The organism is Paenibacillus wynnii (assembly GCF_030812855.1).
Classification (GTDB): Bacteria; Bacillota; Bacilli; order Paenibacillales; family Paenibacillaceae; genus Paenibacillus_AQ; species Paenibacillus_AQ wynnii_A.
Genome location: NZ_JAUSTK010000029.1, coordinates 1 through 20,341 on the forward strand (window position 1 = coordinate 1; position 20,341 = coordinate 20,341).

The 20,341-nt window shown below is 44.6% G+C and carries 31 protein-coding genes; 2 read left to right on the forward strand and 29 right to left on the reverse strand.

The genetic code is table 11. The features are described 5' to 3' along the window. Positions 1-382: 382 nt before the first annotated feature. Positions 383-613 carry a hypothetical protein gene (locus tag J2T20_RS20940; protein ID WP_036648017.1) on the reverse strand — a complete coding sequence of 77 codons (231 nt, stop codon included), beginning with the start codon at positions 611-613 and terminating at the stop codon, positions 383-385. Positions 614-793: 180 nt separating this feature from the next. Then, positions 794-1,402: a stage II sporulation protein M gene (locus J2T20_RS20945; protein WP_307591263.1), complete on the reverse strand. Its 609-nt coding sequence runs from the start codon at positions 1,400-1,402 to the stop codon at positions 794-796. A gap of 111 nt (positions 1,403-1,513) precedes the next feature. On the opposite strand from J2T20_RS20945, the gene pdaB reads away from it, so the two are divergent. Beyond that, a complete protein-coding gene (pdaB, locus tag J2T20_RS20950) occupies positions 1,514-2,317 on the forward strand; it encodes a polysaccharide deacetylase family sporulation protein PdaB (protein ID WP_307591264.1) in 804 nt (267 codons plus the stop codon). A 17-nt stretch (positions 2,318-2,334) separates the two neighbouring features. Here the strand turns inward: pdaB and J2T20_RS20955 are convergent, their stop codons facing one another. After that, the gene (locus J2T20_RS20955; protein WP_307591265.1) at positions 2,335-3,156 is read right to left on the reverse strand and encodes a PPK2 family polyphosphate kinase; all 822 of its coding nucleotides are present in this window, start codon (positions 3,154-3,156) and stop codon (positions 2,335-2,337) included. A 123-nt stretch (positions 3,157-3,279) separates the two neighbouring features. Next, complete coding sequence (locus J2T20_RS20960) at positions 3,280-3,903, reverse strand: KinB-signaling pathway activation protein (protein WP_373457838.1); 624 nt, start codon at positions 3,901-3,903, stop codon at positions 3,280-3,282. 128 nt (positions 3,904-4,031) lie between these two features. On the opposite strand from J2T20_RS20960, the gene gerD reads away from it, so the two are divergent. Further along, the gene (gerD, locus tag J2T20_RS20965) at positions 4,032-4,703 is read left to right on the forward strand and encodes a spore germination lipoprotein GerD (RefSeq protein ID WP_307591267.1); all 672 of its coding nucleotides are present in this window, start codon (positions 4,032-4,034) and stop codon (positions 4,701-4,703) included. Positions 4,704-4,793: 90 nt separating this feature from the next. On the opposite strand, the gene J2T20_RS20970 is transcribed toward gerD, so the two are convergent. From J2T20_RS20970 to rplE, 25 genes are all read right to left on the reverse strand, one after another. Further along, positions 4,794-5,900, reverse strand: coding sequence for an Mrp/NBP35 family ATP-binding protein (locus J2T20_RS20970; protein ID WP_307591268.1), 1,107 nt, complete (start codon positions 5,898-5,900; stop codon positions 4,794-4,796). A gap of 76 nt (positions 5,901-5,976) precedes the next feature. Further along, positions 5,977-6,729 (reverse strand): N-acetylmuramoyl-L-alanine amidase CwlD, encoded by a 753-nt coding sequence (gene cwlD / locus J2T20_RS20975; protein ID WP_307591269.1) that lies wholly within the window; start codon positions 6,727-6,729, stop codon positions 5,977-5,979. 78 nt (positions 6,730-6,807) lie between these two features. Continuing rightward, a complete protein-coding gene (gene sat / locus J2T20_RS20980; protein ID WP_307591270.1) occupies positions 6,808-7,977 on the reverse strand; it encodes a sulfate adenylyltransferase in 1,170 nt (389 codons plus the stop codon). A 40-nt stretch (positions 7,978-8,017) separates the two neighbouring features. Beyond that, positions 8,018-8,710 (reverse strand): phosphoadenylyl-sulfate reductase, encoded by a 693-nt coding sequence (locus J2T20_RS20985; RefSeq protein WP_307591325.1) that lies wholly within the window; start codon positions 8,708-8,710, stop codon positions 8,018-8,020. A gap of 298 nt (positions 8,711-9,008) precedes the next feature. Continuing rightward, the gene (gene rpsI / locus J2T20_RS20990; protein WP_307591271.1) at positions 9,009-9,401 is read right to left on the reverse strand and encodes a 30S ribosomal protein S9; all 393 of its coding nucleotides are present in this window, start codon (positions 9,399-9,401) and stop codon (positions 9,009-9,011) included. Positions 9,402-9,420: 19 nt separating this feature from the next. Then, positions 9,421-9,858: a 50S ribosomal protein L13 gene (gene rplM / locus J2T20_RS20995; protein ID WP_307591272.1), complete on the reverse strand. Its 438-nt coding sequence runs from the start codon at positions 9,856-9,858 to the stop codon at positions 9,421-9,423. Between the two features lie 233 nt (positions 9,859-10,091). Then, entirely contained in the window at positions 10,092-10,871 is a 780-nt protein-coding gene (gene truA / locus J2T20_RS21000; RefSeq protein ID WP_307591273.1) for a tRNA pseudouridine(38-40) synthase TruA, read from the reverse strand. Positions 10,872-11,059: 188 nt separating this feature from the next. After that, positions 11,060-11,425, reverse strand: a complete 366-nt coding sequence (gene rplQ, locus J2T20_RS21005) for a 50S ribosomal protein L17 (RefSeq protein WP_307591274.1) — start codon at positions 11,423-11,425, stop codon at positions 11,060-11,062. A gap of 33 nt (positions 11,426-11,458) precedes the next feature. After that, a complete protein-coding gene (locus J2T20_RS21010) occupies positions 11,459-12,403 on the reverse strand; it encodes a DNA-directed RNA polymerase subunit alpha (protein WP_307591275.1) in 945 nt (314 codons plus the stop codon). Between the two features lie 133 nt (positions 12,404-12,536). Further along, entirely contained in the window at positions 12,537-12,932 is a 396-nt protein-coding gene (rpsK, locus tag J2T20_RS21015) for a 30S ribosomal protein S11 (protein WP_019908251.1), read from the reverse strand. Positions 12,933-12,951: 19 nt separating this feature from the next. After that, a complete protein-coding gene (rpsM, locus tag J2T20_RS21020) occupies positions 12,952-13,320 on the reverse strand; it encodes a 30S ribosomal protein S13 (protein WP_307591276.1) in 369 nt (122 codons plus the stop codon). A gap of 19 nt (positions 13,321-13,339) precedes the next feature. Then, positions 13,340-13,453 carry a 50S ribosomal protein L36 gene (gene rpmJ / locus J2T20_RS21025; RefSeq protein ID WP_003322638.1) on the reverse strand — a complete coding sequence of 38 codons (114 nt, stop codon included), beginning with the start codon at positions 13,451-13,453 and terminating at the stop codon, positions 13,340-13,342. A gap of 93 nt (positions 13,454-13,546) precedes the next feature. Next, positions 13,547-13,762, reverse strand: coding sequence for a translation initiation factor IF-1 (gene infA, locus J2T20_RS21030; RefSeq protein ID WP_036652996.1), 216 nt, complete (start codon positions 13,760-13,762; stop codon positions 13,547-13,549). 2 nt (positions 13,763-13,764) lie between these two features. Next, the gene (locus J2T20_RS21035; protein ID WP_307591277.1) at positions 13,765-14,073 is read right to left on the reverse strand and encodes a KOW domain-containing RNA-binding protein; all 309 of its coding nucleotides are present in this window, start codon (positions 14,071-14,073) and stop codon (positions 13,765-13,767) included. Positions 14,074-14,083: 10 nt separating this feature from the next. After that, the gene (gene map / locus J2T20_RS21040; RefSeq protein WP_307591278.1) at positions 14,084-14,836 is read right to left on the reverse strand and encodes a type I methionyl aminopeptidase; all 753 of its coding nucleotides are present in this window, start codon (positions 14,834-14,836) and stop codon (positions 14,084-14,086) included. Positions 14,837-14,840: 4 nt separating this feature from the next. Beyond that, the gene (locus J2T20_RS21045; RefSeq protein WP_307591279.1) at positions 14,841-15,485 is read right to left on the reverse strand and encodes an adenylate kinase; all 645 of its coding nucleotides are present in this window, start codon (positions 15,483-15,485) and stop codon (positions 14,841-14,843) included. A gap of 97 nt (positions 15,486-15,582) precedes the next feature. Next, positions 15,583-16,881 carry a preprotein translocase subunit SecY gene (gene secY, locus J2T20_RS21050; RefSeq protein ID WP_307591280.1) on the reverse strand — a complete coding sequence of 433 codons (1,299 nt, stop codon included), beginning with the start codon at positions 16,879-16,881 and terminating at the stop codon, positions 15,583-15,585. Then, positions 16,881-17,321 carry a 50S ribosomal protein L15 gene (gene rplO / locus J2T20_RS21055; protein ID WP_307591281.1) on the reverse strand — a complete coding sequence of 147 codons (441 nt, stop codon included), beginning with the start codon at positions 17,319-17,321 and terminating at the stop codon, positions 16,881-16,883. The genes secY and rplO overlap by 1 nt, the downstream gene beginning before the upstream one ends. 40 nt (positions 17,322-17,361) lie before the next feature. After that, on the reverse strand, positions 17,362-17,547 hold the full coding sequence (rpmD, locus tag J2T20_RS21060; protein ID WP_036652983.1) for a 50S ribosomal protein L30: 186 nt from the start codon (positions 17,545-17,547) through the stop codon (positions 17,362-17,364). A 14-nt stretch (positions 17,548-17,561) separates the two neighbouring features. Then, positions 17,562-18,059 (reverse strand): 30S ribosomal protein S5, encoded by a 498-nt coding sequence (gene rpsE / locus J2T20_RS21065; RefSeq protein WP_036652980.1) that lies wholly within the window; start codon positions 18,057-18,059, stop codon positions 17,562-17,564. 27 nt (positions 18,060-18,086) lie between these two features. Beyond that, the gene (rplR, locus tag J2T20_RS21070; protein WP_036652970.1) at positions 18,087-18,455 is read right to left on the reverse strand and encodes a 50S ribosomal protein L18; all 369 of its coding nucleotides are present in this window, start codon (positions 18,453-18,455) and stop codon (positions 18,087-18,089) included. 84 nt (positions 18,456-18,539) lie between these two features. Further along, positions 18,540-19,082 carry a 50S ribosomal protein L6 gene (rplF, locus tag J2T20_RS21075; RefSeq protein ID WP_036652967.1) on the reverse strand — a complete coding sequence of 181 codons (543 nt, stop codon included), beginning with the start codon at positions 19,080-19,082 and terminating at the stop codon, positions 18,540-18,542. 30 nt (positions 19,083-19,112) lie between these two features. Then, on the reverse strand, positions 19,113-19,511 hold the full coding sequence (rpsH, locus tag J2T20_RS21080; RefSeq protein ID WP_036652964.1) for a 30S ribosomal protein S8: 399 nt from the start codon (positions 19,509-19,511) through the stop codon (positions 19,113-19,115). Between the two features lie 32 nt (positions 19,512-19,543). Continuing rightward, on the reverse strand, positions 19,544-19,729 hold the full coding sequence (locus J2T20_RS21085) for a type Z 30S ribosomal protein S14 (protein WP_013312154.1): 186 nt from the start codon (positions 19,727-19,729) through the stop codon (positions 19,544-19,546). 39 nt (positions 19,730-19,768) lie between these two features. Beyond that, positions 19,769-20,311 carry a 50S ribosomal protein L5 gene (gene rplE / locus J2T20_RS21090; protein ID WP_307591282.1) on the reverse strand — a complete coding sequence of 181 codons (543 nt, stop codon included), beginning with the start codon at positions 20,309-20,311 and terminating at the stop codon, positions 19,769-19,771. Positions 20,312-20,341 lie beyond the last annotated feature (30 nt).

Sequence of the window (20,341 nt, forward strand, 5' to 3'; positions counted from 1 at the left end):
TGCTCATTTTGAAACATCTGACGAGAATTAAAAAATTCTCTTGATGAAATTTCAAAAGCGTGAAACACGCTGTGAAACTCATCTATTTTGGATTTTACTCTCGTAAAATCCCACTCACTCGTTGTTCAGTTTTCAAAGATCAATGTCTCGTTTTAGCTCTTCACCGCGTCTCAGCGGCGACCTTTATAATATATCACAGTAGTTCTTGTTTTGGCAAGCTTTTTTTTGAAAAATGTTTTTTTCAATTTTGCTTGCCTGCTAACTCCTTATAAACAAAGTAAAAGGAGCGCGAGATATAATGTATCATGTCCGCTCCCTTTTCGTCAACCTATTTTATTAAATTAATTGCGAATCACTCACAATCGTTCAAAATCCGCTTACTCTAATGTTTGAATTGGGATGAACGTCCACCCCAGGCATATCTGGAGAGTTCCTTTTGCGGAGCAAATCTGGCATACATACGGAAGACAGTTTTATACCTATTAGCAATGGCATGCCTAATATTTTGGTCCAAGCGTTGATCGCTTAAATCAAGTAGCATCTCGTCAAGCTCTTTACGCAAAACATAGTCCAGCTCTTTACACTCTTTTTCATTAAATAACATACCCAACATATGCTTGGCCTCCTTTGTGTATTTAAGCCGCAATGATTACTACTTACACTAGATTAACCGGAGCGTTGAAACTATAACCATAAATATAAGTTTTTTCCTTTAGATCACATTGGAACATTCTAATACCCTTTGGTAGGGTATAAAACATGACCTTATTGTTATGCTCACTTCCCCTAAATTTTATGATAAAAGTGAGAAGGTAATTGTACTTTCAATAATAGCCGCTATAAAAAGTAGAATAACGATCCAAATGGAGGCCGTCAGCGTTTGGCGCATAAAGACAGGCCATTCCGTCCCTCTCTTTTCTAGCCGGCTTGAAGACCTGAATATACTTGACGATACCTTGCTTCCAAAATGCAACCCGAAAGCACAGGCAATTATAATAGCCGGAATCTCAATGATCCCGTGCGGCAGTAATCCTTTAACAACTAAATTGAATATATTCAGGCCTTGAATTGAAGATATGTGTATCAAGTAGCCGATTACCGCTCCGTTCACCAGTAGAAACAGGGCTGGAATGATACCAAACAACGCACCTAGGAATATCGTTAAGACACCTTTAATACTGTTGTTCAAAAAAATAAATACAAAGAAGCTCCACATAGGGTTCGAGGATTCCTTAAGATCCTTGCTGATTTCACTAAGCCCCTCTATTTGTTGAAGTAGAAGCTTTTCCAGACTGGTAGTTCCGACCCATCCGATGATTCCACCGGCCACGAACAATATGCAAGATAAAAGTAATGCAATGCGTATGGTCTTTAAGTCTTTAAGAAACGTGAAAAACGACATATATATCCTCCTGGATTTATCGATCTGTAATGTGCCAAGTCATAACGGAACAGTACGAGCATACATTTATAACAAACAAGCATTTTGTATTGGAGAGGAGCGCTGTAAATTATGAATTCTTTTTATGTATTCAGTGGCAAAAAGATAAAACGGTTCATCTACCTTTTTGCTGCTGCGCTTCTTGCCGCCGGAGTTGTTTATGTCGAGAGGGGTAATATTACGGTCTTTTCTGAAGCCGCCCCTTCTGCGATCTACAGTGTTCCGACGGAGAAGAAGCTGATTGCGCTTACGTTCGATATTAGCTGGGGGGAAAAAAGGCCTGAACCTATTCTCAAAGTACTGGAAGATAAAAAAGTAGAGAAAGCTACTTTCTTCCTGTCTTCCCCTTGGAGCAAGACACATCCGGAAATTGTAACAAGCATTAAGGCTTCCGGATACGAAATTGGAAGTCACGGTCATAAGCATGTCAATTACAGCACTCTTAGCAGTGAGGAAATCCGCAAACAAATAACAACGGCTCATGGGATTTTAACCGATTTAACCGGCAAGGAACCGAACCTCATTCGGATGCCTAACGGAGATTTTGATAAAAGAGTGCTGCAGGTCGCCAGTGATCTCGGTTACAAAGTCATTCAGTGGGATACAGATTCGCTCGACTGGAAGAACCCTGGTGTCCAAAACATTGTAAGCCGGGTTACTACAAAAGCACATCCCGGAGATATTGTATTGCTACACGCCAGCGATTCATGCAAGCAAACTCATGAGGCTCTTCCGCTTATCATTGATGAGCTTAGAAAGCAGGGATATGAATTTGTAACAGTCTCTGAGCTGCTTAGCCAAAGCAGTGCTGAAGGAAAAGAAGTCCGGGATTCAGCCTGGTTGAATGATAGGCTTGAGGATGCAGCAGGTTTATAAATTTTTGTGTACTAGCCTTAATGACGTGGAGATATAAGTTCCGAAATATCCGGAGTTGGTGTATCTAGCTTCGGATATTTTAGATCCAGACCTTCTAATGTCTTCACAACAATGGAAAGTGCCAGATAATTGCGATACCACCTGTGATTAGCCGGAATCCAATACCACGGTGATTTATCTGTGTTGCTATGCACAAATATATCCTCATAAGCTTCTTGATATTCATTCCAGTATTGCCTTTCCTGAAGATCACTCACATCAAATTTCCAGTGTTTCTTGGGATCATGTAACCGCTCCTGGATTTTTTCCAGCTGCTTTTCTTTGGAAATATGCAAAAAGAGTTTGATGATCGTAGTCCCCTCATCTGCCAACATCTCTTCAAAGTTCCGAATTTGCTTGAAACGCCTCCTCAGGTCGTCATCCTTCAAACTCCCATGCACGCGAGGAACAAGTACATCTTCATAATGAGAGCGATTAAAGGCGGAGATATAACCTTTGGGCGGTGTCTTCTGATGAACTCTCCATAGGAAGTCATGAGCCGTCTCTTCCAGTGAGGGTTTCTTGAAGCTGGTTACCATAAACCCCTGTGGGTTAATTCCGGAAAAAATATGCTTTACTGTTCCATCCTTGCCGCTTGAATCCATCCCTTGAAGAATGACCAATACGGAGTGCTTTTTCTGAGCGAACAAAATGTCTTGTAACTCGGCAAGCCGCTCCTTCAACTGCCCCATCTCGCCTTCGGCTTCTTCCCTGGATTTAAAAGAGCCCGTTTCGTTAGGGTCCAGCTGCTTTAGTACAGTTTCTTCTGTGTCTTTTATCATATAGCGCTTGATGTTCATATATTCCCCTCCTAAAGTTTTGCAAAGCAAAACTGAATTCGTAAGCATACGCTATTCTTAAAGATTAACCCTGTATCACATCTTTTAACCGCCATAATTAACAAAGAACAAAAACCCCGTGTCCTATTTAGGAACGGGGTTCGTGCTGTAATCGATTCCTGTAGCTGAAGGCTTAATAATACGATGTAGCATCAAAATCTGGAATGCATTGCAAGCGATGAGCGGAACAACAATAAAAACAGTAGCACTATCGACACCGATTCGCAGTACACCGATAACTTCCACAATTGAAACGGCCGTCATAAAGAAAAAAGTAGGAATCCAGGCTGAGATGTTGGTGTTGCGAACTTTAAAATAGGACACAATAACTGCTGTCAACAAAATAGAAACTGCCAAGGTCAGATCTGAAGCCACATTTCTCTCTCCGCCCACGAAGGTACGCAGGAACATCAGCTCAAGAAGAGACAGTACAGCAAGCACCAATTGTATGTACTTCCAGACTTTTCTCGGAAACACACCGATCCCCATATAATTTAGTATCAGATAGGCAAAAAAACCAAGCTGGGAATAGACACTGACAAGCACCCCGTAACCAAATAATATAAGCGGATATATAATAAAGTCAGTCACGCTCTTAAATTCTATTCGGCCATTGGCTAGTTGAAGTGAAAGACCTGCAATAACAGCCCCCCCTGCTCCAATCAAAAGCGTAGTCCAAAACAAATGGAACCATTTTCTTATACTCAGACAGCTCACCCCCTATGTGTGATTTATTTTACCAAGGTTACCGGCAAAAAACCATTCATCCTACAACATAAATGTTTTTGCAAGCGGCATACTACATACAGGAATCCTATAAAGGAGGTCAATGCCACATGAAATGGGCAGTTTATTGCGCACGCGGGTTGACGTTAAGTATGGTGGTTTTAGCTTTAACCGCCTGCGGTGGAGAAAGCAGCTCTTCTTCATCAAGTCAAACAAGTTATAAGGAAGCAAAGACAATGGTTGTAGATATATTGAAAAGCGATGAAGGCAAAAAAGCACTTCAGGAGGCATTATCATCCCCCTCGGCGGAGTCCGCAGGCGGCAGCGGCGGAATTAATGTTTTAAGCAAGAGTATGCTCCCCCTTCAGACATCAGAGGATATCCGCGTTGCCGTTAAAGATACAATTACAGCACCGGAGTATAAAAAGGAAATCGAGAAAATAATGACCGATCCTAAGTTCGCAGGGGATTTTGCCAAAGCGATAAATTCCCAAAGTAAGCAGCTGCACATGCAACTCATTAAAGATCCCACTTATCAGAAGTCAGTTACTGATATTATGAAATCCCCTGAAATGATGAAAATGTTTCTTGATCTTACCAAATCTCCAGATTATCGTAAGCAGACTATGACTATTATGCAAGAAACCATGCAAAATCCTTTATTCCGTATGGAAGTGCTCGATTTACTTAAAACAGTTGTGCAGGAGGAGCTAAAGCCTAAGGTTGAAAAGAAAGGCGGAGAACAAAAAAGCGGTGATGGCGGTGGAGATTCCGGTTCCTAAGAAATGCCACTACAATTTAACTTTAATAAAAAGAGGCTTGTCCCACGGTTCATGTGCGAGACGAGCCTCTTTTTAGGTTCAAAGCCAGTTTTACATCTCACATTTAGAAATCAGTTTGGCTGCAATTTCAGAAAAAATCTGAGCGGTTGGTGTTTCCGCTTTATATACAGAAGGTGAAAAATCAGGTTCAGAAATATGATTATCAGGTGCACCTAATGGTATTTGGGCGATTAGTTCCGTATGCAATGTCTCCGCCAATCTTGCTCCACCGCCCCGGCCAAATATATAGTCCTTTTGTCCGCAGGCAGAGCATTCATAATAGGACATGTTCTCAATAACACCAATCACTTCATGGTCTGTCTGCAGAGCCATAGAACCTGCCCTAGCGGCTACAAACGCCGCAGTAGCATGTGGAGTCGTAACAATGATCTCCTTGCTCTGAGGCAGCATTTGGTGTACGTCTAACGCGACATCGCCGGTACCAGGAGGTAGATCTAGCAGCATGTAATCCAGCTCACCCCAGCCTACATCACTAAAGAACTGCCTCAACATCTTGCCGAGCATGGGTCCACGCCAAATCACCGGACTATTTTCACGGATAAAAAATCCCATAGACATTACTTTAACTCCAAATCGTTCTACAGGGATGATGGTTCCTTCTTCAACAATCGGGCCTTCTTCGATCCCCATCATATCCGGTATGCTGAACCCGTAAATGTCCGCGTCTATCAAGCCTACCTTCTTACCCATTCTTGCTAACGCTACCGCCAAGTTAACGGTTACAGTTGACTTTCCGACGCCGCCTTTACCACTGGCTACCGCCACAAAATGAACGCCTGAGTTCTCATTTATTAACTCATGACCCTCAAGTCCTGCAGCATGTCCTTTTAACTTACCCTCATTACCTTCATCCGTCTCTTCTTCGCTTCCGCCACGAATCTGGGACCGTTCGTAGTCTGTTGCATCCCGCAACCGGATATGTACATTGCCAACTCCACCAGCCTCAAGAAGTTCTCTAACCCGCTGCTCTAACTCCATACGGTCTTGTTCGTCCGTATTCAGGCAAATAACTGACAAAGAAATACGATCTTCCTTGATCATAATGTCACGGATCAACTGTAATTCTACCAAGCTTTTTCCCGATTCCACATCGGTTAGTGGCAGTAATATTTCCTGAATTTGTTCTCTCGTCAGCATAAAGCACCTCTATTTCGTATCCGGATGACCGAATAGTTTTTGTCTATTATAGCATTACCTCTCCGGTGAAGAGTAGTCATTCAGAGGGGGCTTCTGATTCGTAGCGTAAAATACCCCGGTAAATGCTTGTCGCCACTTTACGCTGGTATACATCATCCCCAAGCAATAGTGACTCTTGAGGGTGAGAAAGAAATCCAACCTCTACAAGTACAGAGGGCATACGCAGTGCTTGTAATAGATAAATTGTATTGGCGGTCTTTGCGGTTCTGTTTGTATTTTCCAACGTATTTTTTAGTTCCTCCTGAAGTAAGTTAGCCAACTGTTTGTTATCCGGGTGATTCGGATAGTAGAATGTCTGTGCCCCACTCCAACGATTAGATGGAATACTGTTCATATGAATGGATATAAACAGATCTACACCCTGTCCTTCAATACCTCTTACCCGCTGTCTAAGGTCTTCTGACTTCCTCCTGCTATATCCTTTAGTACTATCCTGAGCTAGGTCATAGTCACCTTCACGGGTCATAACTACAATCGCACCCGCTTGCTGCAGGTAGTCACGTAAGTAGAGCGATATCGCCAGATTGATATCCTTTTCAATCAACCCTTCACGGCTCACTGCCCCTCCGTCAGGACCGCCATGTCCAGCGTCAATGGCTATCACTTTTCCGGAAAGCGGCAGGCTCCAGTAATTCCATGTTTTTGCCGTGGGCATATCATACGAGATTATTCCGATTAGCAGTGCGAACAACGCCGCACCCAGTACAGTTTTCTTGATGCTGCTCCAAGATATCCAGACCGAGACTTTACTGTATTTACGGCCAGACATAACAAAGACCCCCTCGTCCCGATAGATTCTACTCATCTATATGGGACAAGAGGGTCAAATAGTACATGCATTATTAGATTATGAGGTTACTTCCTGAGACATCCCCTCGATCAGTATCTGAGCAACCTCAGGACGTGTAAATTGAGGGGGAGGACAAATACCGTCACGAAGCAAAGCACGTACCTTAGTACCGGATAGCGCCATGTGATGCTCCTTGGAGTGAGGGCAGGTTTTGTTGGAGGCCATGCTCTCACACTTTTGGCAAAAAAAGCTGTGCTCGAAGAATAGTGGAGTTATATCCAATTCCTCTGCGGTAAAATTAGCGAATATCTCCTGCGCTTCATAGGTTCCATAATAATCGCCAACACCCGCATGGTCACGGCCCACTATGAAGTGAGTACAACCGTAGTTTTTACGTACCATAGCATGGAATACAGCTTCCCTTGGACCAGCGTAGCGCATTGCCGCCGGAAAAACACCAAGGAATGTACGATCCTCCGGGTAATAATTTTCTAGGAGGGCAAGATAGCTTTTCATACGGACATTCGCAGGTACATCATCCGATTTCGTCTCACCTACTAAAGGATTGAGGAATAGAGCATCTACAATCTCCATAGCGCACTTTTGGATGTACTCATGAGCACGATGGACCGGGTTACGTGTCTGGAAGCCTACAACGCTTCTCCAGCCCTTCTCAGCAAAGATATGACGTGTATCCGCCGGATCAAAATAAAACTCCCCAAACTTCTCTGGCTGCGGACGATTAAGAACTGTTATTGGACCTCCAACATAGGTGTTAGGTCTAGCCAACAGCTTGCTTACTCCGGGATGTTCAGGGTCAGTGGTTTTAAAGACATTCTGCGCCTCGATGCTTTGATCGACACTATAAATGCTCTCAACATCGAGTAATCCGTAAACAACACCATCTTCTTCGCCAATCAGTGACACTTTATCTCCAATAGAAAGACTTGAGGCAACTTCATTCGTTACAGCTAATGTAATCGGGATACTCCAAACCGTTCCATCAGCTAATCTCATGCTTTTAACCACAGAGTGGTAGTCATCCTCATTTAAAAAACCGGTAAGCGGAGAGAAGGCCCCCACACCAATAAGATCTAAATCAGATAAAGTCCATGTATTAAGTGCAATAGATTTGTAGTTGGCGGATTCTTGAAGCAGCTGTTGACGCTCCTCTCCCTTTACTACACGCTGTACAAGTGTTCCTCCATGAGGAAGTATTGACGTCATTTCGATTCTCCTCTACATTGATGTCACGGCAAAGTATGCCTTATTTGTGGAGTCCACACTCCGTCTTCTCTGATCCTGACCATCTTCCTGCACGCGGATCTTCTCCTGGCATAACTGCACGTGTACACTGCTCGCAGCCGATACTCGGGAAATTACGATCATGCAGAGGGTTATAAATTACATCATTCTCTCGGATATACTCCCATACATCTTCTGTTGTCCAATGGGCAATAGGATTAAATTTAACCAAACCAAATTTGTAGTCGTACTCTACCTTTTTAGAATTGGCACGGGTTGGAGCTTGATCACGACGGATTCCTGTAATCCATGCATCATATTGAGAAAGGATACGGGTTAAAGGTTCTACCTTACGGATGGCACAGCATTGGTTCGGATCTGTGTTCCATAGTGCTTCCCCATAGGCTTGTACTTGTTCCTCCGGGGTGATTTTTGGTGAGACCCGAACAAACTCCAAATCGTATTTCTCTGCCATTAAGTCTCTGGTTTCATAAGTTTCTTTAAAGTGAAAATCCGTATCCAAGTAGAAAACATCGGTAGACGGGCTAATTTTGTGTAGCATATCGACCAGAACTACATCTTCAGCACCGAAGCTGCAGGCAAATGTTATATTAGGGAAAGTATCAACAGCCCAGCGGATTATCTCTTCCGGGGAGGCATTCTCCAGCTCTTCGGCCTTCACTTTGATTAAAGCCTCTTTCTCCAACAAATTCATCATCGTTCCTCCATCCATGATTGTGTTTCTTTAATTCCAACTAATTTTATATGAATTAATATTTAGTATATAGTTTTCGCGGAGGATGGTCAATGGGATTAATGCTTTGTTAACCCTTACAAAATAAAAAAACCTCTCCATTATGGAGAGGTTTTACTGGAACCATTATAATTATTGAACGTTTGGTAATGATAACGACTTATCTGAATTTTGAAAATCGATTTGAATTTGATAGAAAATAATAAAAGCCCCCGACCGCGAGGGCCAGAGGCTTGAATTCCTTGAAATACAAGGGATATTAACGTTTCGAGAACTGAGGAGCACGACGTGCTGCTTTCAGACCGTATTTCTTACGTTCCTTCATACGTGGGTCACGAGTCAGGAATCCTGCTTTTTTAAGTGATGGACGGAAGTCCGGATCAGCTTTCAAAAGTGCACGGGAGATACCATGACGGATTGCTCCGGCTTGGCCAGATATTCCGCCGCCATGAGCGATAACCAGAACATCATAATTTCCCAGTGTTTCAGTCAGTGTCAAAGGTTGTTTGACGATCATCTTCAGTGTTTCCACACCGAAATATTCGTCCATCTCACGTTTGTTAATGACAATGCGTCCTTCACCCGGTACGAGGCGAACACGTGCTACCGAATGTTTACGACGACCTGTCCCATAGTATTGTACTTGTGCCATGAAACTGTCCTCCCTTATCTTATCCGCGAAGTTCGTAAACTTCTGGTTTTTGTGCTGCGTGTGGATGCTCAGCGCCTGCATAGACTTTCAATCTCAGCTTCATATGGTCGCCTTGACGAGTCTTAGGTATCATACCGTGAACGGCGAATTCAATCATCCGCTCAGGTTTAGTTTTGATCAAATCTTCAGCAACAGTGACTTTCAAGCCACCTGGGTGCATCGAGTGACGGTAGTATTTCTTGTTTTGCATTTTCTTGCCTGTCAAGTGAATCTTCTCAGCGTTGATAACAATAACGAAATCTCCTGTATCAACATGTGGAGTGAATTGCGGTTTGTGTTTGCCACGGATCAAAGCAGCGGCTTCACTGGCCAAACGACCAAGAGTTTTGCCTTCGGCGTCGATGATGTGCCAATTGCGCGCAACTTCGTTCGGCTTCGCCATATAGGTGGTACGCATGAATGTTTCCTCCTTGTTCTCGTACGAAAATCAGCTGTTTCGTATATCTTGTTTCTCATTGAATTACGATTATGTGAGTTAGGTAAAGCATTTGTTGGTGTAATCTCGATCGGGGCTGTGGGATAGCCATCAAGAAAACACAACTTTTATATTACAGCATAAACATACCAAGTGCAAGCATATTTTCATATAATTCTGTGCTTTTTTAAAATAAAAAAACAACAGTGACAAACTCACTTTTCAGTCTCACCATACTCGACATTCCAAAGTGCCAGACCTTTTGCAACAGCTGTCGGACCAGCTGCGGACCGATCGCATGCTGCTAAAATATGAGCAACCTCATCAGCCTGACATTTGCCTTCTCCAACGTTGATCAGAGTCCCCATTATTATGCGAACCATGTGTTGAAGAAACCCACTCCCTGTAATATAAGTATGAATAACCCCTTGATCCGAGGATCCCGGTCGGCACATACTGCGGTCTACTTCCATATGAGCCTCAAAGATTGTTCTGACGTGCGAAGTCTTTGTGGACCTACGGGAAGCAAACGACGTAAAGTCATGTGTACCTATAACATGAGCCAATCCTTGCTCCATGGCTGGTATATTTAAAGCTACTGGATGATGATACTGCCAGCGCCGCTGAAAAGGATCAGGGAACCGATTACCGTTAATCAGATAGCGGTAAGTCTTACGTTTCGCCCCCCTGCGGGAGTGAAAGGAAAGCGGAACCTCACAAGCTTCTGTAACCACGATATCTTGCGGCAGCCTGGTATTCAGCGCTAGACACCAACGTTCTATAGGTATACGTGATGAAGTCAGGAAATTAAACGGCTGTCCGTAAGCATGTACACCTGCGTCTGTCCGGCCTGAAGCTGTAATCTTAAGGCCTTCACCCGTCAGATGATGTATTGCCTTCTCCAACTGATCCTGAATCGTATTGCCCTTAGGTTGAGTCTGAAAGCCATCATAATGGGTTCCGTCATAATTGACCTTCATGAATAGATTGCGCATAGCGTTCTCCTTCTCTTTTCAAAAAAAAGAAGCCCCGGCGGGAGCTCCTTCCATTGATCCAAGGTGATCTCCGCGTTTTACTGCACAACAGGCTAACGCCCAAGCAGTACAGTAATTCTGATCTTCCCCCACTCCATTTTCCTAAGAAAATGGATGTCAGGGGTACAATCGGAAATCATAACTTGTTACTACGCACGGTCTACTAGTTCAAGATAAACCATAGGCGCAGCGTCACCACGACGAGGTCCGAGTTTCAGGATACGAGTGTATCCACCTGGACGCTCTGTGTAGCGAGGAGCAATTTCAGCGAACAATTTTTGAATTGCATCTTGTTCACCGTCAACAGTCTCGCGACGAACAAAAGCTGCAACTTGACGACGAGCATGAAGATCGCCCTTTTTCGCCTTAGTGATTAGTTTCTCAGCGATGGAACGTACTTCCTTCGCCTTGGCTTCCGTGGTTTGGATACGCTCGTATAAGAACAGGTCCGTTACCAAGTCGCGAAATAACGCTTTACGCGCACTGGAATCACGGCCCAACTTTTGGTATGCCATGTTAATTCCCTCCTTTACTCTAGCAATCTTGTGCTATTCTTCAGTCCGAAGTCCTAAACCGAGTTCCTCAAGCTTCTCTTGTACTTCTTCCAAAGATTTGCGGCCCAAGTTACGGACTTTCATCATATCTTCTTCAGTTTTAGTGGTCAGCTCTTGCACGGTATTAATACCAGCACGTTTGAGGCAGTTGTACGAACGAACAGAAAGATCAAGCTCTTCGATTGTCATCTCAAGCACTTTTTCTTTTTTGTCTTCTTCTTTTTCAACCATAATTTCGGCGTCTTTCGCTTCATCCGTAAGACCTACGAATAATACGAGGTGCTCGTTCAAAATTTTGGCTCCGAGGCTTACAGCCTCTTCCGGTCTGATACTGCCATCTGTCCATACTTCCAACGTTAATTTGTCATAGTTAGTTACTTGACCAACACGAGTGTTGTCTATGCCATAGTTAACGCGTGAAATAGGAGTGTAGATAGAGTCAACTGGAATAACACCAATAGGCTGGTCATCACGCTTGTTACGGTCCGCTTGGACGTAACCGCGACCGCGGCCTGCAAAAATACGCATGTGAAGTCTCGCGCCAGGTCCCAGCGTTGCAATGTGAAGATCCGGGTTCAGGATCTCGACGTCGCTGTCCGCACGGATATCACCGGCGGTAACGACGCCTTCCCCTTCAGCATCAATCTCAAACACTTTTTCTTCGTCTGAGTGAATCTTTAAAGACAAAGCTTTCAGGTTCAAGATGATTTCTGTCACATCTTCCATTACGCCAGGAACGGTCGAGAACTCATGCAGAACGCCGTCAATTTGGACCGAAGTCACTGCGGCTCCTGGAAGGGAGGACAGCAGTATCCGGCGAAGCGAGTTCCCCAGAGTTGTGCCATATCCACGTTCCAACGGTTCAACTACGAATTTCCCATAGGTTCCTTCATCATTCGCTTCTACGGTCTCAATCTTCGGCTTTTCGATTTCTATCACGAGTGTACCCCTCCTTCAAACGTCGCTCCTATATGAAACTGTCACCCCATCAGGTGGATCATGTAGTATGCCTAAACACCCATTATTAGCAGTTAGTGCCGGATTTATACCACACATCTCATTGCTGACTTAACTATACGCGGCGACGTTTCGGTGGACGGCAACCATTATGAGGAACCGGAGTAACGTCTTTGATAAGGTTAACTTCGAGGCCTGCGGCTTGAAGTGAACGGATGGCTGCCTCGCGGCCCGCGCCCGGTCCTTTAACCATAACTTCAACGGATTTCATGCCGTGTTCCATAGCTGCTTTAGCTGCTGATTCAGCTGCCATTTGCGCTGCAAATGGAGTGGACTTACGGGAACCTTTAAATCCTTGGCCGCCGGAGCTAGCCCAGGAAATTGCATTTCCGTGAGGATCCGTGATGGTAACGATGGTATTGTTGAACGTGGAACGAATATGTGCCACGCCGGATTCGATATTTTTACGGTCGCGACGTTTTGTACGTACGACTTTTTTCGGTTTAGCCATTGTCTCTTATCCCCCCCTATTATTTTTTCTTGTTAGCTACCGTACGACGCGGGCCCTTACGGGTACGGGCATTCGTTTTGGTACGTTGACCGCGAACAGGTAATCCACGACGGTGACGAACACCGCGGTAGCAACCGATCTCGATAAGACGTTTAATATTCAAGGAAATTTCACGACGCAAGTCGCCTTCTACCTTAGCTGTTTTGTCGATCGTTTCACGCAGTTTGCTGACTTCATCTTCCGTCAAATCACGGACACGTGTATTAGCGTCAATGCCTGTTTCGTTAAGAATTTTCTGGGAAGTCGTTTTACCGATTCCGAAAATATAAGTCAAGGCGATCTCAACGCGTTTGTCACGTGGTAAGTCCACTCCAGCTATACGAGCCATTTTACGCTACACCCCCTTCTTATCCTTGTTTTTGTTTATGTTTCGGATTTTCGCAAATCACCATAACAGTCCCTTTGCGGCGAATTACTTTACATTTCTCGCAAATGGGCTTTACAGAAGGTCTTACCTTCATGTTAATTACCTCCTATAAGTTTTACGTAAGTAAAACTGGGTTCGAAAGCCTATGCTTAGTTTGTGAAGCAAAACTTTCTTTAGTACTTCCCATCTATTTACGGTAAGTTATACGTCCTTTTGATAAATCATAAGGCGATAACTGTACGACTACTTTGTCTCCAGTCAAAATACGGATAAAGTGCATCCGGAGCTTGCCGGATACATGGGCAAGAATTTGATGACCATTCTCCAATTCAACTTTAAAGGTTGCATTTGGCAACGGTTCAAGAACGGTTCCTTCTACCTCAATAACGTCTTCTTTAGCCACAATTAGTCTCCTTTCTCATTAGCGCTTTTATCGGTGGATTTCAAAAACTTCGTAACTGCAAAACGCAGCTTTCCGTTCGTAACCCGTCCGCTTTCGTTCAAACTGTTCACAACCTCACTGCTGACGATAGGTAAAGGCTCCAGATGAAGAATACTCTTCTTCTTAGGCACGTCAAACTTACGTTTGTCCCCGTCCGCAATATACACAAACCTGCTGTCTACTACATTGATAACAACGGCAACCTCTCCAGCATCTTTGCCTTTAAGGATTCTCACCAATTGACCAACCTGCGGGCTGCTCTGAGCATTCAACTAAGATCACCTACGCATTCAGTTTCGTGAAAATTTCCATGCCGTCCGGAGTTACCGCAACCGTATGCTCAAAGTGAGCGCACAGTGAGCCATCAACCGTAACGACTGTCCAGTTATCTTCCAGCGTTCTGACATAACGCTTACCTACGTTAACCATGGGCTCAATCGCGAGTACCATACCCGGTTTCAGCCGCGGTCCGCGGTCCGATATGCCATAGTTCGGAATTTGCGGTTCTTCATGCAGTTCTGCCCCAATGCCATGACCGACATACTCGCGTACAACCGAGAAACCAGCCTCTTCGATGTACGTCTGGATAGCATGGGAGATTGTAAACAAGCGCACATCCGGTTTAACTAACGCCAGTCCTGCGTAGAGAGAGCCTTCCGTAACGTCCAGCAATTGCTGAGCCTGTTCCGAAATACTACCCACTCCGTAGGTCCAAGCGGAATCACCGTGATAACCACGGTATTGCGCACCGATATCCAGCGTTATAATATCGCCTTCGATCAACTTGCGTTTACCCGGAAATCCATGCACCAATTGTTCGTTGACTGAAGCGCAAATGCTGGCAGGAAAACCGTTGTAGCCTTTGAAAGATGGCACGGCACTTTGACTGCGAATGTATTGATCGGCGATGCTGTCGAGCTCTCCGGTCGTAATCCCAGGTTCAATAGCCTGTGCGATAAGACGGTGGCTCTCGGCAACAATTCGACCAGCTTCCCTCATAAAGGTAAGTTCCTGTTCGGATTTACAAATGATCATTACATTAACCCCGCAGTAAAGATACAATTTCAGAGGTAACGACATTAATTTCGTTTTCTCCGTTAACCTGACGCAAAAGACCCTTATTCTCATAAAAAGCAAGCAGTGGTGCAGTCTTGTTGTCATACTCATCCAGACGCTTGCCTACACTTTGTTCATTATCATCCGGACGTTGATACAGTTCACCGCCGTCAACATCGCAAATGCCATCTTGCTTCGGCGGGTTGAAAATCAAATGGTAGGATGCCCCGCAAACATTGCAGATACGGCGTCCTGTTAGACGCGCCATCAGCAAGCCCCGGTCCACATTCAAGTTGATTACATGATCCAATGAAGTATTTAAGCGGGCTAAAATTTCATTCAGCGCTTCCGCTTGCGAAAGAGTTCTTGGAAAGCCGTCCAATAAAAAACCTTTTTCGCAATCGGACTGCTGCAACCGCTCTTCTACAATTCCAATGGTCACATCATCTGGTACAAGTAAGCCTTGATCAATGAAGGACTTGGCCTTCAGACCCACAGGAGTACCTTGCTTAATAGCTAAGCGGAATGCATCTCCTGTAGAGATATGAGGTATTCCAAGTTCCTTCACGATCTCTGCTGCTTGTGTTCCCTTGCCTGCCCCAGGAGGGCCCATGAATAAAATGTTCACGATTTCTCTCTCCCCCCAAAAGTTCGCCACCAAGCAAGAAACAGCACAATAGGTGCCGGGAAGGCAGTAAACTCAAAGCTTCTCCGGAACCTATCGCCTATTTATTAATGAAGCCTTTGTAATGGCGTTTAATCAATTGGCTCTCGATCTGCTTCATAGTATCCAATGCCACACCGATTACGATCAGCAGTGCAGTACCGCCGATTTGAACCTGTCTTGGCAACCCAGAGAAACTACCGAAGATTACTGGCATTACAGAGATAAGAGCCAGGAACAACGCACCAGACATGGTCAGGCGGGACATTACCTTGGTCAAATACTTCTCCGTTGCTTTACCAGGCCGAATACCAGGTATATATCCACCGTTCTTCTTCATGTTATCAGCCATCTGCTGTGGATTCATCTGAACGAACGTGTAAAAGAACGTAAATCCAATAATCATCACAACATACAGAAGCATGCCGAGCGGTGCGTCCATTGCCATATACTTAGCAATCCACTTCGCCCAATCATGTGTTGACCAGAAACTGGAGAGAACAACTGGAAACTGAAGTAGTGACACTGCAAAAATAACTGGAATTACACCTGCAGCATTAATTTTCATCGGAATGTGGGTGTTTTGTCCACCGTACATTTTGTTACCGACTACTCGTTTAGCATATTGTACTGGTATCTTACGAATACCTTGCTGCACGAAAATAACTCCTGTAATAATCGCAATAATCACAATCATCACAATAACCACTTTAAGAATATTCAGGAACACCTGATCCGGCTGAATAAAGCTTGATTGTGCCGTACTCGTGATATAACCCGGTATGGCAGAGACGATTCCAGCAAAAATCAGGATCGAAATCCCGTTTCCTATTCCCTTTTCTGTGATCTGCTCACCTAGCCACATCAGGAAAGAAGTACCTGCAGTCAAAATAATAGCTATGAGCAGGTAATCCGCAAAGGTCGCATTCGGAATCATTTCAGTACCATAAATCCGGTTAAACCCGATTGAAGTAGCAAAACCCTGGATTAGAGCCAATACTACTGTACCGTATCGGGTAATCTGCGCCAATTGTTTTTTTCCGTGCTCCCCTTGTTTTGCCCATTCAGCAAACTTAGGGACAACATCCATCGAAAGTAATTGTACGATAATGGATGCTGTAATGTACGGGTAAATACTGATCGCAAATATCGAGAAGTTTTTGAGCGCTCCACCCGAGAAGGTGTTCAAAAGACCCATCAAAGCGTCGCCGCTCTGATTCGCTGTTTCCAGTACATCTTTGTTCACGCCTGGCACTGGTACGAACGAACCAATCCGATAGATGAACAGAATAAACAGGGTGAACAGGATCCTTTTGCGCAAATCTTCAACATGCCATATATTCTTAAGCGTCTTGAACATTAGATCACCTCGGTTTTACCGCCGGCAGCCTCGATTTTCTCCACCGCAGATTGAGAGAACTTATTAGCTTGTACAGTCAATTTAACGGATATTTCGCCATTACCAAGAATCTTAATACCGCTCTTAGAGTTCTTGACAACGCCTGTTTCAAGCAACAATGCAGGGGTTACTTCAGTACCTTCTGCAAAGTTGTTGAGATCTTCAAGGTTCACAATCGCGTACTCTTTACGGGTAGGATTGACGAAACCACGTTTAGGCAGACGACGATAGAGTGGGTTTTGACCCCCCTCGAAGCCTAGACGAACACCACCGCCGGAGCGGGAGTTTTGACCTTTATGACCGCGGCCGGACGTTTTACCGTTTCCGCTACTAGGACCGCGACCTACGCGATTGCGTTCTTTACGGGAACCCGGTGCCGGAGCAAGTTCATGTAACTTCATCGTTTGCACCTCCTTATGTCTGATAATTTATACGAGGCTTTTAGCCTTCGATTTCAGTAACTGCTAACAAGTGGCCCACTTTATTGATCATTCCGCGAATCGCGGGAGTATCATTGTGAACCACGGACGAGTTAAGTTTACGCAGGCCGAGCGTCTTAACGGTAACACGTTGTGTTTCCGGACGTCCGATTACGCTGCGAACGAGGGTAATTTGCAATTTTGCCATTGACGTTCCCCTCCTTAACCGCGTAATTCTTCGACAGATTTGCCGCGAAGTTTCGCGACCTCTTCAATGCGCTTCAAGCGGGAAAGTCCCTCCAAAGTTGCATTGACCATGTTCATGGAATTCGAAGAACCCAAAGATTTTGTCAAGATATCGCCAACGCCCGCCAATTCCAATACTGCACGAACCGGACCACCAGCAATAACGCCGGTACCTTCTGATGCTGGTTTCAGCAACACGCGGCCTGCGCCGAAATGTCCTGTAACCAAGTGAGGAATCGAAGTTCCTACGATTGGAATGTGGATCAGGTTTTTCTTAGCATCTTCAATGCCTTTACGGATGGCATCCGGTACTTCGCCGGCTTTACCGATTCCAGCACCAACGTAGCCATTGCCATCGCCGACAACTACCAGTGCGCTAAAGCTGAAACGGCGTCCGCCTTTTACAACTTTAGCAACACGGTTGATGTGTACAACTCTTTCTGTCAGCTCTAAACTGTTCGGATCTACACGCAAGTCGTTAACCTCCTTTTAAGAATTATTCTAGAACTCAAGACCAGCCTCGCGAGCTGCATCAGCCAATGCTTGAATCCGTCCATGGTACAAGTATCCACCGCGGTCAAATACAACCACTGCGTAACCTTTTTCTTTAGCACGTTCAGCGACCAATTGGCCCACTTTACTTGCAGCTTCAACGCTGCCGCCATTACCGATTGTAGCACTCAGATCTTTATCACGTGTTGAGGCGGATACGATTGTAACGCCAGTCACATCATCAATCAATTGAGCATAGATGTGTTTCGAAGAACGGAACACATTCAAACGTGGACGCTCAGTAGTACCCTGGATTTTCTTACGAACACGCAGGTGTCTTTTGAGGCGAGCCTTGTTTTTATCGTCTTTTGTAATCATGACTTTCCTTTCACTCCCTTCAGTTGCCGTAGGGCAGTTTCACATTAAGATGCGCGGGGCATTTCCCAATTAAGGCTTAGCCGGTTATTTCTTCTTACCGGCTTTACCTTCTTTGCGGATGATACGCTCGCCTTCATATTTGATACCTTTACCTTTATACGGCTCTGGTTCACGTACGGAACGAATTTTAGCAGCATAAGCGCCAACGCGTTCTTTGTCGATTCCTTTAACGATGATTTTCGTGTTCGCAGGAACTTCGAACTCGATACCTGGCTCCGGTGAAATTTCAACCGGGTGGGAGTAACCAACGTTCAGAACGATTTTGTCTCCGGATTTGCTGGCACGATATCCGACCCCTACCATCTCCAGAGATTTCGAGAACCCTTCAGTAACACCACTCACCATGTTGTTGACAACGGAGCGGGTTGTGCCGTGAAGTGAACGATGCAATTTGTTGTCCGACGGGCGAACAACTGTGATTTCGTTATTTTCAATCGTAATCTTCATGTCTTTATGAAGCTCACGAGTCAAAGAGCCTTTTGGACCTTTTACTGTAATAACGGTGTTATCCAAAGTGATATCTACACCGCTAGGTACTGCGATTGGTTTGCGACCAATACGAGACATGTGTTGCACCTCCTTATCTTGTGACGTTTATTACCAAATGTAGCAGACAACTTCTCCGCCGGATTTAGATTGACGAGCTTCTTTATCGGTCATAACTCCCTTAGATGTGGAGACAATCGCGATTCCTAGACCGCCGAGTACACGAGGAACTTCATTGCTCTTCGTGTATACGCGAAGGCCTGGTTTACTAATTCTTTTCAAACCTGTAATTACACGCTCTTGGTTAGGGCCGTATTTCAAGAAGATACGGATAATCCCTTGTTTGCTATCTTCAACATATTCCGCATCACGAATGAAACCTTCACGCTTCAAGATATCAGCGATTTGTTTCTTCATTGTCGAAGCAGGCATTTCTACGGTTTCGTGACGCACTGTATTGGCGTTACGAATACGAGTAAGCATATCTGCAATAGGATCAGACATAGTCATGTGTGTAAACCTCCTTCCCGTTTATAAACTTCTTACCAACTTGCTTTTTTGACGCCAGGAATCTGGCCTTTATAAGCTAACTCACGGAAACAAATTCTGCAAATTTTGAACTTTTGCAGTACTGAATGTGGACGACCACAACGTTCGCAACGTGTATATGCACGTACTTTAAACTTAGGCGTACGTTGTTGTTTAACTTTCATCGAAGTTTTTGCCACTTTAGCCTGACACCTCCTAAACAGTTTCGGAAACCGAACTTATTTTGCGAAAGGCATTCCCAGCTGACCCAGCAGCTCACGGGATTCCTCATCCGTCTTTGCCGTCGTTACAATAACGATGTCCATACCGCGAACTTTATCAACCTTATCGTACTCGATTTCAGGGAAGATCAACTGTTCTTTCAAACCAAGTGTGTAGTTACCACGACCGTCGAAAGCTTTAGTCGAAACACCGCGGAAGTCACGTACACGAGGAAGAGTTACATTGAACAATTTGTCCAAGAAGTAATACATACGCTCACCGCGCAGTGTTACTTTAACCCCGATTGGCATATTTTCGCGCAATTTGAAACCGGCGATAGATTTCTTTGCTTTTGTGATTACTGGTTTTTGACCAGCGATCAGTTGCATGTCATTAACTGCAGCATCAAGTACTTTCGAGTTCGATACAGCGTCACCCACACCCATGTTGATGACTACCTTCTCAATTTTCGGCACTTGCATTACAGTCGTATAGTTAAACTTCTGCATCAAAGCAGGTGTAATTTCGTTAAGAAAACGTTCTTTCATTCTTGCCGCCATGAAGATTTACCTCCTTTCCTTAAGGCTATA

Coding starts and splice junctions, on each gene's coding strand:
- J2T20_RS20940 (WP_036648017.1), bottom strand. CDS start 613: ATGTTGGGTATGTTATTTAATGAAAAAGAGTGTAAAGAGCTGGACTAT.
- J2T20_RS20945 (WP_307591263.1), bottom strand. CDS start 1,402: ATGTCGTTTTTCACGTTTCTTAAAGACTTAAAGACCATACGCATTGCA.
- pdaB (WP_307591264.1), top strand. CDS start 1,514: ATGAATTCTTTTTATGTATTCAGTGGCAAAAAGATAAAACGGTTCATC.
- J2T20_RS20955 (WP_307591265.1), bottom strand. CDS start 3,156: ATGAACATCAAGCGCTATATGATAAAAGACACAGAAGAAACTGTACTA.
- gerD (WP_307591267.1), top strand. CDS start 4,032: ATGAAATGGGCAGTTTATTGCGCACGCGGGTTGACGTTAAGTATGGTG.
- J2T20_RS20970 (WP_307591268.1), bottom strand. CDS start 5,900: ATGCTGACGAGAGAACAAATTCAGGAAATATTACTGCCACTAACCGAT.
- cwlD (WP_307591269.1), bottom strand. CDS start 6,729: ATGTCTGGCCGTAAATACAGTAAAGTCTCGGTCTGGATATCTTGGAGC.
- sat (WP_307591270.1), bottom strand. CDS start 7,977: ATGACGTCAATACTTCCTCATGGAGGAACACTTGTACAGCGTGTAGTA.
- J2T20_RS20985 (WP_307591325.1), bottom strand. CDS start 8,710: ATGAATTTGTTGGAGAAAGAGGCTTTAATCAAAGTGAAGGCCGAAGAG.
- rpsI (WP_307591271.1), bottom strand. CDS start 9,401: ATGGCACAAGTACAATACTATGGGACAGGTCGTCGTAAACATTCGGTA.
- rplM (WP_307591272.1), bottom strand. CDS start 9,858: ATGCGTACCACCTATATGGCGAAGCCGAACGAAGTTGCGCGCAATTGG.
- truA (WP_307591273.1), bottom strand. CDS start 10,871: ATGCGCAATCTATTCATGAAGGTCAATTATGACGGAACCCATTATGAT.
- rplQ (WP_307591274.1), bottom strand. CDS start 11,425: ATGGCATACCAAAAGTTGGGCCGTGATTCCAGTGCGCGTAAAGCGTTA.
- rpsK (WP_019908251.1), bottom strand. CDS start 12,932: ATGGCTAAACCGAAAAAAGTCGTACGTACAAAACGTCGCGACCGTAAA.
- rpsM (WP_307591276.1), bottom strand. CDS start 13,320: ATGGCTCGTATAGCTGGAGTGGACTTACCACGTGACAAACGCGTTGAG.
- rpmJ (WP_003322638.1), bottom strand. CDS start 13,453: ATGAAGGTAAGACCTTCTGTAAAGCCCATTTGCGAGAAATGTAAAGTA.
- map (WP_307591278.1), bottom strand. CDS start 14,836: ATGATCATTTGTAAATCCGAACAGGAACTTACCTTTATGAGGGAAGCT.
- secY (WP_307591280.1), bottom strand. CDS start 16,881: ATGTTCAAGACGCTTAAGAATATATGGCATGTTGAAGATTTGCGCAAA.
- rplO (WP_307591281.1), bottom strand. CDS start 17,321: ATGAAGTTACATGAACTTGCTCCGGCACCGGGTTCCCGTAAAGAACGC.
- rpmD (WP_036652983.1), bottom strand. CDS start 17,547: ATGGCAAAATTGCAAATTACCCTCGTTCGCAGCGTAATCGGACGTCCG.
- rplR (WP_036652970.1), bottom strand. CDS start 18,455: ATGATTACAAAAGACGATAAAAACAAGGCTCGCCTCAAAAGACACCTG.
- rplF (WP_036652967.1), bottom strand. CDS start 19,082: ATGTCTCGTATTGGTCGCAAACCAATCGCAGTACCTAGCGGTGTAGAT.
- rpsH (WP_036652964.1), bottom strand. CDS start 19,511: ATGACTATGTCTGATCCTATTGCAGATATGCTTACTCGTATTCGTAAC.
- rplE (WP_307591282.1), bottom strand. CDS start 20,311: ATGGCGGCAAGAATGAAAGAACGTTTTCTTAACGAAATTACACCTGCT.